We start from the raw sequence: 16,925 nt of genomic DNA, 5'->3' as shown, positions 1-16,925 counted from the left end.
ATTTTCCCGCGAAAAAAGTTTGCAGGTTGTTTGGGATCAATGGGTTGTCGGGAAAGACCGGCGAAATTTATCCCCGCCTTGGATCATATCATTGGGCCAGACGGCGCCCTTGATCGGCATTCAGGCATGAATCCTCGGGTCAAGCCCGTGGATGACGAGTTGTGTTGAGCGGTGCCTTACGGCGCCAAGTGCCGGAAGGCCGCCACCACGTCCTCGTAGACCCGCCGCTTGAACGGCACGATGAGCCGCGGCAGCTCCTCCATCGGCTTCCAGGCCCAGGCGTCGAACTCCGCCGCATGCCCGCCCGGCGGCGGGTTGATGGCAATCTCGCTTTCCTCGCCTTCGAAGCGGAAGGCGAACCATTTCTGCTTCTGGCCGCGAAAGCGCCCCTTGAGCGCGACGCCGACGAGGCGCTCCGGCAGGTCGTAGGTGATCCAGCTAGGGGCCTCGGCAAGGAGCGAGACGCTGCAGATGCCGGTTTCCTCGTAGAGTTCCCGCCGGGCGGCCTCAAGCGGGTCCTCACCCGCGTCGATGCCGCCTTGCGGCATCTGCCATAGCATGGTGGCGCCATCCAGCTCGTCCCGCGGCTCGACCAGGCGCCGTCCCGCCCACACCGCGCCCGCCGCGTTGAGCACCATGATGCCCACGCAGGGCCGGTACGGCAGGTCTTGCGCCTTGACGTCCTTCTTCCTCATTCCGTCCTCAATTCCTCTCCGGATCCGCCGCCACGGCCGACACGGGCACCAGCTCGATGCCGCGCTTGCGGACCTCGTTCGCCCAGACGGCGACCGCGTCCACCGTCGCCTCCATTGCCGAGCCGCTGCCCACGGCGAACCCGCGCGCCCGCGCGATGCGCTCCAATTCGTCCAGCTTGTCCAGGATGGCGCCGCGCTCCTTTTCCTGATCGATGACGGTGTCGCCGGCGGCGAAGGGAACCCCCTTTGCCCGCGCCGTCTCCCCGGCGACGCTGCGCGCCGACGTGCCGTCGTCGAGATAGGCCAGCCCCCGCTCGGCGAGTTCGCCCATCAGAAGGTCCATCGCCCCCGCGTCCGCGGTGAAGCGCGCGCCGGTATAGTTCACGACGCCCGTATAATTGGTGATGCGTGACAGCGTCCAGCGCAGGCTTTCGAGGGTCTCGGCCGGCGCCGCGTCGGCGAGCAGGGTGTGTCGGCCGGGATTGTTGTCCGGGTAGCCGAAAGGCTCGAGCGGCACCTGCAGCATGACCTCGTGGCCCTCCTGCCGGGCCGTCCGCATCCACCGCGTGAGGCTGTTGCCCAGCGGCGCGAAGGCCAGCGTGACCTCCGGCGGCAGCTTTCGGACGGCCTCCTGCGTGCCGGTCTGCGAGATGCCGAGCCCGCCGATGACGATGGCGATCCGCGCCCCGCGCGCGCCGGACCAGGGCCGCGCGTAGACATCGAACGGCCGCCGCCCCGCAGCGTCGCGCACCGGCAGCGGCCCGGTTTCCGTCTCCTCGATCAGCGCGCGGTCGGGCAGATGGGCGAAGCGCGGGTTCTGCCCGAGCGCTGAAGGATCGCGAATGACGATGACGTTGTCGCCCGAAGAAGGCGCATCTGGATCGACGCGAATGATCGAGGCGCCCGGCGCCCCGGCGTTCTTCACGGCCGTGCCGTCCGCCTTGTCCCGCACGTCCGCGTGCTCGTCCACAGCGGGTCTCGGCTCGGAGATCGCCACGGGCGGCGGATTGCGGAACGGCCGTTCGCGCAATGCGATAGCGCTGGAGCCGGCGAAGATCGCCACCGCACACAGGATAAGGAAAATCGAACTTGCCCGCGGCCGCTGCCACCTTGACGCCCCGCGCCCAGCCTTTTCCTGGCCGAGCGGCTGGTCGATGTCGTTGCGAACCGGTTCCATGCGCGCCCGCGTTCCCCCAAGTCCCGCCGCGCGGTCGAGCGGCGGCGCCCCTTGTTAAAGAGGGGCGCCGGTTCTTCTATTGCTGGTTCATGACCGCCTTGTCGGGATTGGGCGGGAAGGTGGGGTCGGTCTTGTCGCCGCGCAGGAGGTCCAGCGCGTAGCCGAGCTGCTCGTCCTCTTCCGGATCCTGCGGCACGTAGGCGATGGAGCCCGAGCCTTCCTCGCCCTCGGCCTCGCCGCGGATGTGCCCGCGCAGGTCCGATTCGCCGCGCGACACGTCGACGCCCTGCAGATCCTCGGGCAGCGGCTGCTCGACCTGGATGTCCGGGGTAATGCCCTTGCCCTGGATCGACTGGCCGGACGGCGTGTAATAGAGCGCCGTGGTCAGGCGCAGCGCGCCGTTCTCGCCCAGCGGAATGATCGTCTGCACCGACCCTTTGCCGAAGGACCGGGTGCCGAGCACGGTGGCGCGGCGGTGATCCTGCAGCGCACCAGCGACGATCTCCGAGGCGCTTGCCGAGCCGCCGTTGATCAGCACGATCATCGGCTTGCCGCCCGCCAGATCGCCTGGCTGCGACCCGAAGCGGGCGATGTCGCTGGCCTCGCGGCCGCGCGTCGAGACAATCTCGCCGCGGTCGAGGAAGGCGTCCGACACATTGACCGCCTGGTCGAGCAGGCCGCCCGGATTGAGCCTGAGATCGAGCACATAGCCCTTCAGCTCATCCTCCGGCACTTCATTCTGAATGGCCTCCATCGCCGCGCGAAGGTCGTCCGTCGTCTTTTCCGTGAAGGAGGTGACCTTCAGATAGCCGACGTCGCCCTCGACCCGATGCTTGACCGCCTTCACCTTGATGACGTCGCGGACGATGGTGATCTTGATCGGCTTCTGCTGCCCCTGGCGCACGATCGACAGATCGATCGGCGTGTTCACCGGACCGCGCATCTTGTCGACGGCGTCGCCGAGCGTCATGCCGCGCACCTCTTCGCCGTCGATCTTCTCGATGAGATCGCCCGCGAGCACGCCCGCCCGGGCCGCCGGTGTGTCGTCGATGGGCGAGACCACCTTGACGAGTTCGTTCTCCATCGTCACCTCGATGCCGAGGCCGCCGAACTCGCCCTTGGTCTGGACGCGCATGTCCTGCGCCGCATCGGCGTTGAGATAGGACGAATGCGGATCGAGCGAGGTGAGCATGCCGTTGATGGCGCTCTCCACCAGATCCTTCTCGTCAGGCGGCGTCACATATTGCGCGCGCACGCGCTCGAAGATGTCGCCGAAGATGGCAAGCTGCCGGTAGGTCTCCGTTCCCGCAGCATTGGCCGCCGTGCCGTTCGTCCCGTAGACAAGGCTCACGGCGGAGGCGCCAACCAGCGCGCCGGCGAACAGCAACGACAATTTACGTATCATTTCCCGTCCTTCCAGATAGCTCCCGCGCCCACCAGGGCTTCGGGTCGACCGGTTTCCCGTCTTTCCTGAACTCAATATATAGCTCCGGCGTGGTGTTGCCCACCGTCGGAGCCGCGATACTTGCCAGCCTTGCCTCGCCCATCATGCCCACCGGCTCTCCCGCCAGCACCGATTGTCCGAGTGAAACGTTCAGTCGGTCCATCCCCGCCAGCACGATATGATACCCATCGCCGGGATTGAGGATCAATAGCTGACCGTAGGATCGGAAAGGCCCCGCGTAAAGCACCGTTCCATCTGCCGGTGCTGTAACGATTGCGCCCGATTGTGTTCTTAGAATGTCGCCGTTGAGGCTGCTTCCCGTGCTGTCCTCCTCGCCGAAACGGCTGGCGAAACGGCCTGAAACAGGGAGCGGCACAAGGCCTTTGCGCTGGGCGAAAGGCAGCGCCTCGGAGAGCTGGCCCGGCCCGGCCTCCTCGCCCTCCTTCATGGCCTCGCGCAAGGTCCCGATCTCGCTTTCCAGCGAGGCGATCAGCTCCTGCAGGTTCTGCGCCCGCGCCGCCAGCTCCTCGGCCGCGGCACGCTCCTCCTGCATGCGCTCCTCGGCTTCCGCCCTCGAACGCTGCTTCTCTTTCAAGAGCAGGGTAAGGCGCTCCTGCTCCTCCGCCTGCGCGGTCATTTTTTCGTGAAGCCGCTCCCGCTCGGTGCGGATCGACGTCATCACGCGCGCCAGTTCCCTGAGATCGACGACCAGCATCTCGGTTTCCGCCCGCATCTCCGGCACCACGGCGCCGAGCAGGATGGCGCTGCGCACGGAGGAAAGCGCATCCTCCGGCCGCACGAGGATCGCCGGCGGCGGGTTCAGCCCCATGCGCTGCAGCGCGCCCAGCACCTCGGCGAGCGTGCCGCGGCGGTTTTTCAGCGAGCGCCTGAGATCGCCTTCCCGCCGGTCGAGCGTCACCAGCCTGCCCTCGATGTCCTCGATATCCTCGCTGAGCTTGCGCTCGGTCTTGACCGCCTGGATCAGCGCCGCCGTCAGCGCCGCGCTGTCGTCCTTCACCGCGGCTATTTCGGCGGCCAGTTCCTGCTGGCGCCGTTCCGATAGCGCCAGTTCCTGCGACAGGCGCCGATATTCTTCCACGCTCTCGCTCTGGCGCATTTCCAGCCCGTCCAGGCCCTGCGCCCCAGCATGGCGAGGCAGCGCGGCGGCGAGCGACAAGACGGCCGCAAGCACGGCCGCTCTCCACCCGGCATGGCTGATCCGTCTCGCTTTCATATGACCGCCGCAGGAAACCTCTTCATCTCCATTCTAGAGAAGATTTCGTTAACGAAACATCAACCATAGCCCTCCGGGAAACACAACCCACGGTAGATATATTCGATGTAGCAGGCTAGCCGCGCCGTATCCGGCCGGCTCAGTCGCGGTGATAGGGGTGACCGGCCAGGATGGTCGCGGCCCGGTAAAGCTGCTCGGCCAGCATGACACGAACGAGCTGATGCGGCCAGGTCTGCGCTCCGAAAGACAGGCTCAAAGCCGCCTGGTGCCGCATCGCTTCGTCATGTCCGTCCGGTCCGCCGATGGCGATGGTCAGGCGACGCTCGCCCGCATCGCGCCAGGCGGCCATCTTTTCGCCGATCTCGCGCGAGGTCAGGTTCCTCCCGCGCTCGTCCAGGAGGACCAACGTGCCGCCGCCAGCGATTTCCGCCAGCCTCTGCCCTTCCTCGCGCTTGCGCTCGGCCGCCGTGCGCGCCCGGCTTTCGGGGCTTTCGCTCACCCCGGCAAACTCCAGACCCACCGCTGGACCGGCTTTCGCCAGGCGATCGAAATAGCGCTCGGCGAGCTCTTTCTCGGCGCCCGCCTTCATGCGGCCCACCGCATGCACAACGATACGAATTGAACCCTCCTCCCATCTCAGGGCCAATCTCAAGAAGGATATTTTCTATCTGAAAGCGCATCCGTCGCGCTGTCCGGGAAACCCGGTTTCCCGAAAAGATCATGCCCGCGGAACGCGAGCGCCGCTCGACGCCGAACAACATCTCCGCACGGCCGCGGCCATGCGCAACGTCAAGCGATATGCGCGCCCTACCGGGCGCTAATGGACCGTTTCGTCCTCCAGGTCCGGCGTCTGCCACATCTTTTCGATGTTGTAGAACTCCCGGACCTCCGGGCGAAACACATGAACGATGATGTCGCCCGAATCGATCAACACCCAGTCCGCGCCCGACAGGCCCTCCACCCGCGCCGCGCCGATACCGGCGTTCTTGAGCGCGCGGATGAGATGCTCCGCCACGGCCGCGACATGACGATGCGAGCGCCCGGAGGCTACGATCATGTAGTCCGCCAGGGGAGACTTGCCATGGATGTCGATGGAGACGATGTCTTCGGCTTTGGAGTCTTCCAGACTCTTGAGCGCTGCGTTTACGGCTCGAGACACGCTGCTTTCAGGCGCCCCGGCCGGCGAAGGCATGATGTCTGCCTTCTTCTGAAGTGCTGTTCTCAGTGTCTTTCCTTTCCAACAAGAACAACGATATCGCACGACGCATGCCGTACGATACCAATAGATAGGCAGACATGCTTGTCAGTTTCAAGACAAGAGATGTTGTGCGCCGCAAGCATCTGCCTGTTCAGCCCTCTTCCTCCCCGAGCGCCGCGTCGCGCAGGGCGGTCGAGGAAAGCGACGAACGCGGCCCGTGGATGAAGGTCCAGGCGGGCGGCCTGATGCGCGCCAGCAGCGGCGCGTCGGTCTCGTCGATGCGCGCGTGGCCGAAAGCCTTGGCCATGGTCGAGGAGAGGAAGGAGAGCGTGGCGCCGGGCCGGTCGAAGACGGCGATCGGCACCGTCCGCGCGATGTCACGCCAACGCTCCCAGCGGTGGAAGTCGCGCAAGGAATCGGCACCCATGATCCAGACGAAATCGACCCCGCGGTTGCGCTTTCTGACGAGATCGATCGTATCGGCGGTGTAGCGTACGCGGTAGCCTGCCTCGAAGGCGGTCACCTTGATTCGTGGATCGCCGGCACAGGCTTCGGAACGCGCGACACGCTCGGACAACGGCGCCAGCCCGCTATTGTCCTTCAACGGGTTGCCCGGCGTGACGATCCACCAGAGCTGGTCGAGCCGCAAGCGCCTGAGCGCGGTTTCCGCCACCAGGGCATGGCCGGCATGCGGCGGGTTGAAGGAGCCGCCGAACAGCCCCACCGCCATGCCCCTTTCCACATGCGGCATGCGCAGGTAACGCGCCGGCACGTCCTCCCCGGAAAAGCTCATCGCTTCAAGGCCGGATCTGGCCGGTACCGCGCACGCGGTACTTGAAGGAGGTGAGCTGCTCGACGCCCACCGGGCCCCGCGCGTGCATCTTGCCCGTGGCGATGCCGATCTCCGCTCCCATGCCGAACTCGCCGCCATCGGCGAACTGGGTCGAGGCGTTGTGCAGGAGGATCGCCGAATCGATCTCGTTGAAGAAGCGTTCCACCGCTTGGCCGTCCTCGGCCACGAGGCCTTCCGTGTGGTGCGAGGAATAGGTCTCGATGTGCCGTATGGCATCGGCCACGCCATCCACCAGCTTCACCGAAATGATGGCGTCGAGATATTCCGTATGCCAGTCCTCCTCGCTCGCCGGCCGGGCGGCGGGAAAGCGGGCACGCACATCCTTATCGCCGCGGATTTCGCAGCCTGCCGCGGCGAGCCCCTCCAGTATCGGAACCAGATGCGTGTCCGCCACCGCGCGGTCGACCAGCAGCGTTTCTGCCGCCCCGCAGATGCCGGTGCGCCGCATCTTCGCGTTGACGGCGATGGAGACCGCCATGTCGAGCTTCGCCGACTTGTCGATATAGAGATGGCAGATACCTTCCAGATGCGCGAAGACCGGCACCCGTGCCTCTCTCTGCACCCGTTCGACCAGGCTCCTGCCGCCGCGTGGCACGATGACGTCGAGGTTGCCGCCGAGCCCCTTCAGCATTTCGCCGACGGCGGCGCGGTCCGTCACCGGCACGCGCTGGATCGCGTCCTCGGGCAGGCCCGCCTTGCGCAGCCCCTCGACAAGGCACGCATGGATGGCGGCCGACGAATAGGCCGAATCGGAGCCGCCGCGCAGGATCACCGCGTTGCCCGCCTTCAGGCACAGCGCGCCGGCGTCCGCCGTCACGTTGGGCCGGCTTTCATAGATGACGCCGATGACGCCGAGCGGCGTGCGCACCCGCTCGATGTGCAGGCCGTTGGGCCGGTTCCATTCGGCGATGATGCTGCCCACGGGATCGTCCAGCCCGGCGATGGCACGGATGCCCTCGGCCATGGCGGCGATGCGCTGGCCGTCAAGCTTCAGCCGGTCCATCAGCGCCGCCGAAAGGCCCGCCGCCTTGCCCTTCTCCATGTCCCTGGCATTGGCCGCGAGGATATCGCCCTCGCGCGCGGCAAGCGCGTTGGCCATGGCGAGGAGTGCGGCGTTCTTCGTTTCCGACGGGGCGGCGGCGAGCGGACGGGCGGCAGCACGGGCCCGCGCGCCGAGATCGGCCATCAGCGCGGCGATGTCCCCGCTCGCATGTTCATGCGCCTTCAACATTCTGTCCCTCCACCTCACGCTCGCCCGCCGGCGGCGACAGCACCAGGTCGTCGCGATGCACCATGGCCGCGCGCGCCTCGTAGCCGAGCACAGCAGCGATATCGCCCGTCTTGAGCCCGGCGATCTTTACGGCATCGGCGGCATCGTAGGCAACCAGCCCGCGCCCCGCCTCGTGCCCATCCGGCCCGACGATGGCGACCGTATCGCCACGCGCAAACGCACCGGAAACCGACTTCACACCCGCCGGCAGCAGGCTTTTGCCCGAACGCAGCGCCTTCAGGGCGCCCTCGTCGACACCGATCCTGCCTGCCGGCTCCAGCTGCCCGGCGATCCAGGTCTTGTAGGCGCGCACCGGCGTGCGGCTTGCCCTGAAGAGAGTGGCCCGCGCGCCCTGCTCGATGGCCGCCAGCGGATTCATCTCCTTGCCGGAGGCGATGATCATGGCCGTGCCGGCGGCCGTGGCGATGCGCCCGGCATCGAGCTTGGTGCGCATGCCGCCGCGCGAGAACTCGGATGCCGCATCACCGGCCATGCCCATGATCTCCGGCGTGATCGCCTCGACCACGGGAATGAAACGTGCGTCCGCGTCGCGCTCGGGCGCCGCGGTATAAAGCCCGTCCACGTCCGACAGCAGGATGAGCAGGTCGCTGCCCATCATGGTGGCGACGCGCGCTGCCAGTCTGTCGTTGTCGCCATAGCGGATCTCGCTCGTTGCCACGGTGTCGTTTTCGTTGATGACCGGCACCGCCTTCATCTTCAGGAGCGTCGAGATGGTCGCACGTACGTTGAGATAGCGCCGCCGCTCTTCCGTATCGCCCAGTGTCATCAGCACCTGGCCGGAGGTGAGCCCGTGGCGGCCGAGCTCGCCGGCCCAGGCGCCGGCCAGGGCAATCTGGCCCACTGCCGCCGCCGCCTGGCTTTCCTCCAGCCTGAGCGTCCGCTTGCCGAGCCCCAGCACCGTACGGCCGAGGGCGACGGCGCCGGAGGAGACCACCATCACCTCCGCACCCGCCGAGAGGAGCCGCGCGATGTCGTCGACAAGCGCCGCCAGCCACGCCCGCTTCAACCCCGCAGTCCGGTCGACCAGAAGCGCCGAGCCGATCTTCACGGTCACGCGGCGATAGGATGTGAGCGAGAGACGGTTCATCGCGACATTCCCTCACGAGCGAGCATTTCAAACCTCGTCATTTCTGCCACCGCTCGTCCACCGTCTCCGCCGCCGCTTCCTCCCCGCGCGCCTCCTCCACGACCCGCATCAGCGCGCGCAGCACCTCCTGCACGCCTTCACCCGTTGCCGCGGAAAGCAGATGCGCCTTACGCCCGGCCGCTTGGCTCAGCGTCGCCAGCCTCTCCGCCCGCGCCTCTTCATCGAGCAAATCGGCCTGGCTCAGCGCCAGCACCTCGGGCTTCTCCTCCAGACCATGGCCATAGGCCGCAAGCTCCCCGCGCACGGTCGCATAGGCTTGCCCCACGTCCTCCTCCCGTGCGGAGACGAGATGCAGCAGCACCCGCGTGCGCTCCACATGGCCGAGGAAGCGGTCGCCGATGCCCGCCCCCATATGCGCGCCCTCGATGAGGCCGGGGATATCGGCCATCACGAATTCCCGAGCGTCGATGCGCACCACACCCAGATTGGGATGCAACGTGGTGAAGGGGTAGTCGGCGATCTTCGGCTTGGCCGCCGTGACCGCGGCCAGGAACGTCGACTTGCCGGCATTGGGCAGGCCCACCAGCCCGGCATCGGCGATCAGCTTCAATCGCAGCCAGATCCAGCGCTCTTCCCCCGGCAGGCCGGGGTTGGCGCGGCGCGGCGCCTGGTTTGTGGAGGATTTGAAGTGCTGGTTGCCGAAGCCGCCATTGCCGCCGGAGGCGAGCCGATAGCGCTGCCCCACCTCGGTCAAATCGCAGATCGGCGTCTCATTGTCGTCCTCAAAGACCTGCGTGCCCACCGGCACCTTCAGCACCACGTCGGCGCCCTTGGCGCCGGTGCGGTTGCGGCCCATCCCGTGGGTGCCGGGCCTGGCCTTGAAATGTTGCTGGTAACGGTAGTCGATCAGGGTGTTGAGGCCCTCCACCGCTTCCACCCATACGTCGCCCCCGCGCCCGCCGTCGCCGCCGTCGGGCCCGCCGAACTCGATGAATTTCTCGCGCCGGAACGAGACGCTGCCTGCCCCGCCGTCGCCGGAGCGGATATAGACCTTGGCCTGATCGAGAAACTTCATGGGGCAGTGCCTTCCGTTCTTCGGCCTCCCTCTAGCGCATCGCGCGGTAAAGCGCGAGGGCGGCAAACCCGCACAACGGCGTCACCCCGGAAAGCCGAAGGCTTGTCCGGGATGACGGCGCAGGTGGGATCGATAGCGCCCCAACTCTCATGCGCCCCAGCTTCTGAGGCTCACCCAGGTCTTGCGGTCGAGCTGGTAGCGCTCCACCGGCACCTTGCCGGCCACCACGGAATCCATCATGCCCTGGCTGACATACTGGAACCCGCACTTATGGATGACGCGGCGCGAAGCGCTGTTGATGACGCGGCACGAGACATGCAGCCGGTCGACATCGGTCGCCCTGAAGGCGAGATCGACCAACGCATGCGCCACCTCCGTCGCATAGCCGCGCCCCCAGTAAGGTTCGCCGAACCAGTAGCCGAGCTCCAGCCCATACTGCCTGGTGTCGAGCCCGGCGCAGCCGATGAAGGCGCCGCTGTCGGCGAGCGCCACCGCATAGTGGCACCCCGAGCGCTCGCGCGAGCGGCTGCCGCGCACGAAGGCCCGTGCGTCCGCCTCACTGTAGGGGTAGGGCATGCGCGAGAGCATTTCGGCCACGCGCCGGTTGTTGGCCAACTCCGCCAACTCCGGGATATCGTCCTCGTGCGGTGGGCGCAGCACCAGCCGCTCGGTGACGAGAACGGGACACTCTATACTCAGACTTTCACTCTCGACCTCTTCAGTTTCAGCAACCATTTCTCTTCCTCCGGACAAAAATAAAGGGGAGATGGCAACCCATCTCCCCTGAACCCTTTCCGGATTTTCCGGACACCGGCCCCCAAGATGGGTTGCCGGTGTTTTGGTGCGGAACCGGCTACTCCGCTGCGTCCATAATCGGGTTTACCGACACGTAGGTTCGGCCGTTGGCTTTCTTGGCGAAGGACACTGCGCCCGCCTCGAGCGCGAAGAGCGTATGGTCCTTGCCGAGGCCAACATTGGCGCCGGGGTGCCACTTCGTCCCGCGTTGACGCACGATGATGTTGCCGGCAAGCACTTTCTCGCCGCCGAACTTCTTCACGCCAAGGCGCTTGGACTCCGAGTCGCGCCCGTTGCGCGAGGAACCGCCAGCTTTCTTGTGTGCCATGACTCTACTCCTTTGCGCCCGCCAGGAGCGCCTTCATTTCCCTTATGAACGCACACGCGTTCATTTGCAAATCGTTTGCCTCAGGCCAGTGGCCCGACCTTTATTGCGCCAGCGCCTTGGCCTGCTCGCGCCAGTCCTGGATCTGGTCGGCGCTGAAGGGCATGGCCTCGTCGATCTTCGCGATATCCTCGTCGGAAAGCGCGGCGATCTGCGCGAAGGTGGTGATCCCCTGCTCGTTGAGCTGGCCGGCCGCCACCGGGCCGATGCCCTTGATCTTGGTGAGATCGTCGGCCTCGCCCTTGGGCGCCGTGAACAGCGGCTTGGCGGCCTTCTCGGCCTTGGCTTCCGCCGGCTCGGCGGCCTTTTCCTTCGGCGCCGTCTTGGCCTTGGCGGGCTTTTCCTCGGCCTTCGCCGCCGGCTTCTCTTCCGCCTTCGGCGCGGGCTTTGCCGCCGCCTTCTTGGAAGGCTTTGCGCCGCCCAGGAGGATCTCGGAGATGCGCACCGTCGTCAGAAGCTGGCGATGGCCGCGCTTGCGGCGCGAGTTCTGACGCCGGCGCTTCTTGAAGGCGATGACCTTCGGCCCGCGGCCCTGCTCGACCACTTCCGCCGCCACGCTGGCACCGTCTACGAAGGGCACGCCGATGGTCACGTCCTCGCCTTCGCCCACGGCAAGCACGCTGCCGAATTGGATAATCTCGCCGGGCTCGCCGGCGACCCTTTCGACCTGCAGGAGGTCCTCGGCGGCGACGCGGTACTGCTTGCCACCGGTTTTGATGACTGCGAACATCTTTCTTGCCTTTCGGTGTCCGGTCCGGCTTGGTCTGCCCCTTGCGGAACTGGACCTGCCGTCTTTTTGTCAGTCGTTTCAGCTCGTTATGAGCCCTCGGCGTGAGCCCTATGAGCCCACGAAATAAGCGGCGCGGAGAATCCTCCGCGCCGCAGATGGCAAACTTATACTGAACGAGGGCGAGGCGGTCAAGGCAAAGCGGCAAATTGCGCCGTAAAATGGCCTTGTAACAAAATTGGTTCGCCGCTATCTAAGCGCCGCTGCATTCGGGCGCTCCGCGCGCCCGCGCGGAGAGGTGGCTGAGTGGTTGAAAGCACCGCACTCGAAATGCGGCATACTCGCAAGGGTATCGGGGGTTCGAATCCCTCCCTCTCCGCCACCCTACGCCCGTCGGGCTTCGGATGGCAGGCCATCTGACCCTCCTAACCTACCGCCGTGGCAATTCGATCCCGTTCTCGCTGAGCATGCGTGCCACGTGTGTGGTCTCTCCGCTTGCCATCGAGGCGTTGGCGGCGATGCCGGTGAGGATCGACCACGCGCCGTCGACATGCGTCGAGCCGCGCCCGTAGCGGTCCTCCTCCATGCTGTCGGGGTTGAACAGATAGCCCAGCATGACCGGGTCGGCGCCCCCGTGGTCGCCCTCGCCGGTCCACACGTCGAGCTTCCGCGGGTTTTCGCCCGCAACGTGAAGCACGGTAGTCATGGCGTCCTCGGCCGGCCTTTCCCGCTTGCCGCCGAAAACGCCGTGCACCTCCACATGGCGATGGACGAGCTCACCTTTGGTGCCGTGGAAACGCACCTCCAGCCCCTCCCACGGGCTGTAGGCGCATAGCGTGTAGTTGAGCATGGCGCCGCTTTCGTATCCGACCTGCACCTGCATCGTGTCCTCGATGGTGATGTCCTCGTCGAAGACGCACCGGTCGCGGAAATAGCCGTCGATATCCTCCGCCTCGAGATAGATCTGGCGCAGCGCCTCGTCGGCGGCAAGATCGAGCCGGAAGTCGCAGCGCTCGGCGGCCGGGCAGTCGTGGCAGCGCTCGCCGCGGTCGTCGAGCCCCAGACGCTCCGCCGTCTCGGGCCGATAGAAGGCGCGCCGCCCCTGCGCCGAGACGGCGCTGGGGGAGGAATCGAGCCACCAGTTGACCAGATCGAAGTGGTGCGTGGACTTGTGCACCAGAAGGCCGCCGGACTTTTCCTTGTAGCGGTGCCAGCGGCGGAAATAATCGGCGCCGTGAACCCGGTCGAGATGCCAGCTGAAATCGACCGCGGTGATCGTGCCGATGGCGCCCGACTGCAGCATGTCCTTGATCTGTGTGCGCGCCGGCGTGTAGCGGTAGTTGAAGGTGACGACGACCGAGCGCCCGGTTTCCTTCTGCGCGTCGAGGATCGCCTTGAGCCTGCCGAGATCCGTCGTCATCGGCTTTTCCGTCATCACGTCGCAGCCGGCCCGCATGGCCGCGACGATGTATTCATGGTGCAGATAGTCCGGCACGGTCACCACCACCGCATCCGGCTTCTGCTCGTCCAGCATCTGCATGAACTGCGGCGCCTTGTAGGTGGCGATGCCGTTGCCGCTCTGATCGGGGATGGCGGACGCCGAAAGCGCCAGCCGCCTGTCGTTCGTGTCGCACAGGCCAACCAGCTCGTTTTGCCCGCCATAGGTTTCGGTGATGGCGCGCCGGAACATCTGATGACGCGCGCCAGTGCCTACAATTGCGTATTTCAAGAAGAGAGCTCCCTGGTCGAAAACCGGCGGGCAGAGGCCGCCAGCGTTGAAGTAATGCACATTTTCGTGGTGATCTAGTCAATCAGCTTCGATCATACGAGGCGTCTTTACAATCATGAAAGACGTAAATTGACCGATCGCCCTGCGGATGTCAGGCGGCCAGCGGGCGGGCTGTCAGCCAGAGGAACAACGGCACGCGGGACCACCGCTCCAGGCGCTGCCGTCCTTCGCCGCGGCGGAGACCGTCTACGTGCGCAGGCAGCGGCGCAAGCCCGTCAAAAACACATATAGCGCCCGGCCCGACGGAACGATGCCATCGCACCCCGGGTTTTCGATGGGAACCAACGCGAAGAGAGCGCCTCGCCTTCGAACGGGCACTGAGACCAGCATGACGACAGCAGGAACTATCCGCATCGGCATATCCGGCTGGACCTATCCGCCCTGGCGCGGCGTCTTCTATCCGGCCGATCTTCCTCAGAAGAAGGAACTCGCCTATGCGGCGCAACAGTTCCGTTCAATTGAGATCAACGGCACATTTTACGGCCTGCAGCGGCCTGAAAGCTTTGCACGCTGGAGCGAGGAAACGCCCGACGATTTCGTCTTCGCAATCAAGGGCTCGCGCTACATCACCCATATGCTGAAACTGCGGGACGCGAAGACGCCGCTCGCCAATTTCCTGGCCTCGGGGGTCTTGCGGCTGGGGCCGAAGCTGGGGCCGGTCCTCTGGCAGTTGCCGCCGCAGACGGCGTTCGATGCCGGCCGCCTGGAAGCCTTCCTCGCCCTCCTCCCGCACGACACAGAGGAGGCAGCGCGGCTGGCGCGGCGGCACGATTCGCGCTTGACCGGGCGCGCCTGGCTCGAGCCCGACGCCAGGCGCCCGCTGCGCCATGCCCTCGAGATTCGCCATGACAGCTTCCGCACGGAAGCTTTCATCGCGCTTTTGCGCCGCTACGGCGTGGCGCTGGTATGCGCCGACACACCGCAATGGCCCCTGCTCATGGATCTGACGGCCGACTTCGTCTATTGCCGGCTGCACGGCGCCGAGCAGCTTTACACGAGCGGCTATGACGAGGCGGCGCTCGACCGCTGGGCAAAGCGCGTTCGGGCCTGGACGCGCGGCCGCGAGCCTGGGAATGCCGAGCGTGTGCTTGCCCCGACGAGACCGCTCGACCGTGGGCGCGACGTGTTCGTCTATTTCGACAATGACGTGAAGGTGCGCGCGCCCTTCGATGCAGAGGCGCTTGCCGCCCGCTTGGGGGCTGAGCCCCGGCGGCAACACCGGCCGGAAGGGCCCGCCCGGTCGTCACCCGTGCCGGACAAGCTCGCGCAATCGTGAGCGCTCCTCGCCTTCACAGCGCCAGAGCGCGGCGGTATGGTCCGCTTCGCCGGCAAAATGCAGCAGATGTCACGCCGGCGAAGGAGGAGCTTTCCATGTTGCGTTCCATCATTCTCGCATTGTCGCTGCTTGCCTTCCCGGTGACGGCCCTCGCCAATCAATGCCCCGCCCTCATGGCGGAGGTTGACGCGGCGCTGGAGACGGCCGATCTCTCGGACGAGGATAGGGCAAAGGTCATGGAGCTGCGCGCGCAGGGCGAAGAGCAGCACCAGGCCGGCGACCATGCCGCATCCGAGGCGTCGCTGGGAGAAGCCAAGACGCTGCTCGGAATCTGAAGTCCCGGCGCGCGCTTCCAAGGCGAGGCGCGCGCCCGCTTTTCAAATCGTCGCGTCTCGGCCACATTGGCGGCATGCAGTTTGCCGCCCGCCGCTTCGCCTTCCTCTCCGTCACTACTACACCGGTCACAGCCTTCGTCCTGTGCGGGCCGGCCTTCGCGCATGCCTCGGAGCGGGGACATGTGCTTCTTCTGCCGACGCAGTATTACGCGATGGGTGGGGCGCTGGCGGTGGCGGCAAGTTTCCTCGTGCTCGCCTTCCTGCCTCCGCGAACCGTGGCGCGGCTGGGCGAAAAGCGCCTGCCGCTCGCCAACCTGCCGGTGGACGGGCGCGCCGCCACAAGCCTTCTTTCCTTCCTTTTCTTCGCGCTCCTCCTTTATGCCGGCGTATCCGGCAGCCGCGATCCGCTCGCCAACCCGCTGCCGCTCACGGTGTGGACGCTTCTGTGGGTGGGGCTCACGCTTGCCCATGGTCTGTTCGGAAACCTCTGGGCGTGGCTCAATCCCTGGTACGGGCCGTGGAGGCTCTTCGCGCATCTGACGGGCCGGAAGGAGGGATGGTTCCGCCTTCCCGGGAGGCTCGGCTACAAGCCCGCCCTGCTTCTCCTTTTCGCCTTCGCCTGGTTCGAGCTGATCGACACGGCGCCGGACGACCCGGCGCGGCTGGCCGCCGCCGCTCTTGCCTACTGGCTCTTCGCCTTTGCCGGCATCTGCCTTTTTGGCTTCGACGCCTGGACCGGGCGCATGGAATTCCTCTCGGTCTTCTTCCGCATGCTCTCGCGGCTTTCTCTCTTCGCGGCCCGCCAGACGCCGAAGGGCTTCCACCTCTCCCTCGGCTTGCCCGGCGGCAAGCTCATGGATACGCAGCCCCTGCCGCCAAGCGGCATCGCCTTTCTTCTCCTGGCGCTCGCCACCGTCTCCTTCGACGGCCTCATGCGCACCTTCTTCTGGCTCGGCCTGATCGGCATCAACCCGCTGGCCTTTCCCGGCCGCTCCGCGGTGATCTGGCAGAACACGCTCGGCCTCCTCGCCGTCTTCCTCTGCCTCGGTGCCGCCTTCGCGCTCGCCACATGGGCGGGCGAACGCCTGGCCGGCGGACGCGAGTGGAGACGGGCGGCGGGCCTTCTCGTCTGGTCCATCGCGCCCATCGCGCTCGCCTATCACTTCTCCCATTACCTCGCGGCCCTTCTGGTCAACGGCCAGTATGCGCTGGCCGCCATGTCCGACCCATTTTTCAAGGGCCGGAACCTCTTCGGCACGTCGATTGCCCATGTCGAGGCGGGCGTCGTGTTGGGCGCCCGCGCCGCCTGGACGATCTGGAACGCCCAGGCCGCGGCCATCGTCGCCGGCCATATCCTGGCGGTCGTTCTCGCCCATGCTAGTGCCTACCGGCTCCACGGATCGGCCCGCCGCGCCGGCCTGAGCCAGATCCCCATGACCTTCCTCATGGTCGGCTATACGGTCTTCGGGCTGTGGCTTCTCTCGACGCCGACAGCCGGATAAGATGCGCCGAACGCCGCTTGTGCGATGCCGTATTGCCGAAAGGCGCGATTGGTGATTTAGTT

17 protein-coding genes and 1 tRNA gene are annotated in these 16,925 nt (G+C 66.2%); 4 read left to right on the top strand and 14 right to left on the bottom strand.

Annotated features, from left to right (window positions below; all coding sequences use genetic code 11):
• Positions 1–176: 176 nt before the first annotated feature.
• The 13 genes from GPJ75_RS20750 to GPJ75_RS20690 all read right to left on the bottom strand — a co-directional run bounded on the left by GPJ75_RS20750 (position 177) and on the right by GPJ75_RS20690 (position 11,964).
• Positions 177–695 (bottom strand): RNA pyrophosphohydrolase, encoded by a 519-nt coding sequence (locus GPJ75_RS20750; protein WP_163270846.1) that lies wholly within the window; start codon positions 693–695, stop codon positions 177–179.
• A gap of 7 nt (positions 696–702) precedes the next feature.
• Positions 703–1,872 carry a divergent polysaccharide deacetylase family protein gene (locus tag GPJ75_RS20745; RefSeq protein ID WP_163270844.1) on the bottom strand — a complete coding sequence of 390 codons (1,170 nt, stop codon included), beginning with the start codon at positions 1,870–1,872 and terminating at the stop codon, positions 703–705.
• Positions 1,873–1,948: 76 nt separating this feature from the next.
• Positions 1,949–3,277, bottom strand: a complete 1,329-nt coding sequence (locus GPJ75_RS20740) for a S41 family peptidase (protein ID WP_163270842.1) — start codon at positions 3,275–3,277, stop codon at positions 1,949–1,951.
• Positions 3,267–4,550 (bottom strand): murein hydrolase activator EnvC family protein, encoded by a 1,284-nt coding sequence (locus GPJ75_RS20735; protein WP_163270840.1) that lies wholly within the window; start codon positions 4,548–4,550, stop codon positions 3,267–3,269. Before GPJ75_RS20735 ends, GPJ75_RS20740 begins: the two co-directional genes overlap by 11 nt.
• Before the next feature lie 139 nt (positions 4,551–4,689).
• Complete coding sequence (gene rlmH, locus GPJ75_RS20730) at positions 4,690–5,169, bottom strand: 23S rRNA (pseudouridine(1915)-N(3))-methyltransferase RlmH (RefSeq protein ID WP_163270925.1); 480 nt, start codon at positions 5,167–5,169, stop codon at positions 4,690–4,692.
• A 198-nt stretch (positions 5,170–5,367) separates the two neighbouring features.
• Positions 5,368–5,742, bottom strand: a complete 375-nt coding sequence (rsfS, locus tag GPJ75_RS20725) for a ribosome silencing factor (protein ID WP_163270838.1) — start codon at positions 5,740–5,742, stop codon at positions 5,368–5,370.
• A 157-nt stretch (positions 5,743–5,899) separates the two neighbouring features.
• On the bottom strand, positions 5,900–6,541 hold the full coding sequence (locus GPJ75_RS20720; protein WP_163270836.1) for a nicotinate-nucleotide adenylyltransferase: 642 nt from the start codon (positions 6,539–6,541) through the stop codon (positions 5,900–5,902).
• A 4-nt stretch (positions 6,542–6,545) separates the two neighbouring features.
• Positions 6,546–7,832, bottom strand: coding sequence for a glutamate-5-semialdehyde dehydrogenase (locus GPJ75_RS20715; protein WP_163270834.1), 1,287 nt, complete (start codon positions 7,830–7,832; stop codon positions 6,546–6,548).
• On the bottom strand, positions 7,816–8,979 hold the full coding sequence (proB, locus tag GPJ75_RS20710; RefSeq protein ID WP_163270832.1) for a glutamate 5-kinase: 1,164 nt from the start codon (positions 8,977–8,979) through the stop codon (positions 7,816–7,818). Before proB ends, GPJ75_RS20715 begins: the two co-directional genes overlap by 17 nt.
• Before the next feature lie 37 nt (positions 8,980–9,016).
• Positions 9,017–10,054, bottom strand: a complete 1,038-nt coding sequence (obgE, locus tag GPJ75_RS20705; RefSeq protein ID WP_163270830.1) for a GTPase ObgE — start codon at positions 10,052–10,054, stop codon at positions 9,017–9,019.
• A gap of 147 nt (positions 10,055–10,201) precedes the next feature.
• Positions 10,202–10,789 carry a GNAT family N-acetyltransferase gene (locus GPJ75_RS20700; RefSeq protein WP_163270828.1) on the bottom strand — a complete coding sequence of 196 codons (588 nt, stop codon included), beginning with the start codon at positions 10,787–10,789 and terminating at the stop codon, positions 10,202–10,204.
• A gap of 118 nt (positions 10,790–10,907) precedes the next feature.
• Positions 10,908–11,177, bottom strand: coding sequence for a 50S ribosomal protein L27 (rpmA, locus tag GPJ75_RS20695; RefSeq protein ID WP_159587551.1), 270 nt, complete (start codon positions 11,175–11,177; stop codon positions 10,908–10,910).
• Between the two features lie 100 nt (positions 11,178–11,277).
• Positions 11,278–11,964: a 50S ribosomal protein L21 gene (locus GPJ75_RS20690; protein WP_163270826.1), complete on the bottom strand. Its 687-nt coding sequence runs from the start codon at positions 11,962–11,964 to the stop codon at positions 11,278–11,280.
• 289 nt (positions 11,965–12,253) lie between these two features.
• Between GPJ75_RS20690 and GPJ75_RS20685 the strand changes: the two genes are divergently transcribed.
• Positions 12,254–12,343, top strand: a tRNA-Ser gene (locus GPJ75_RS20685).
• 48 nt (positions 12,344–12,391) lie between these two features.
• On the opposite strand, the gene GPJ75_RS20680 is transcribed toward GPJ75_RS20685, so the two are convergent.
• A complete protein-coding gene (locus GPJ75_RS20680) occupies positions 12,392–13,690 on the bottom strand; it encodes a Gfo/Idh/MocA family protein (protein WP_163270824.1) in 1,299 nt (432 codons plus the stop codon).
• Between the two features lie 388 nt (positions 13,691–14,078).
• Here GPJ75_RS20680 and GPJ75_RS20675 point away from each other — a divergent pair, with 388 nt between their 5' ends.
• The 3 genes from GPJ75_RS20675 (at position 14,079) to GPJ75_RS20665 (ending at position 16,863) form a co-directional block, all read left to right on the top strand.
• The gene (locus GPJ75_RS20675; RefSeq protein WP_163270822.1) at positions 14,079–15,026 is read left to right on the top strand and encodes a DUF72 domain-containing protein; all 948 of its coding nucleotides are present in this window, start codon (positions 14,079–14,081) and stop codon (positions 15,024–15,026) included.
• 95 nt (positions 15,027–15,121) lie between these two features.
• On the top strand, positions 15,122–15,361 hold the full coding sequence (locus GPJ75_RS20670) for a hypothetical protein (protein WP_163270820.1): 240 nt from the start codon (positions 15,122–15,124) through the stop codon (positions 15,359–15,361).
• A 74-nt stretch (positions 15,362–15,435) separates the two neighbouring features.
• Complete coding sequence (locus GPJ75_RS20665) at positions 15,436–16,863, top strand: hypothetical protein (RefSeq protein ID WP_246249148.1); 1,428 nt, start codon at positions 15,436–15,438, stop codon at positions 16,861–16,863.
• The last annotated feature ends 62 nt before the right edge of the window (positions 16,864–16,925 follow it).

It is taken from the genome of Chelativorans alearensis (genome assembly GCF_010993735.1).
In the GTDB taxonomy this organism is placed as follows: Bacteria; Pseudomonadota; Alphaproteobacteria; order Rhizobiales; family Rhizobiaceae; genus Chelativorans; species Chelativorans alearense.
This window is presented reverse-complemented; position numbering and strand designations above follow the sequence as displayed.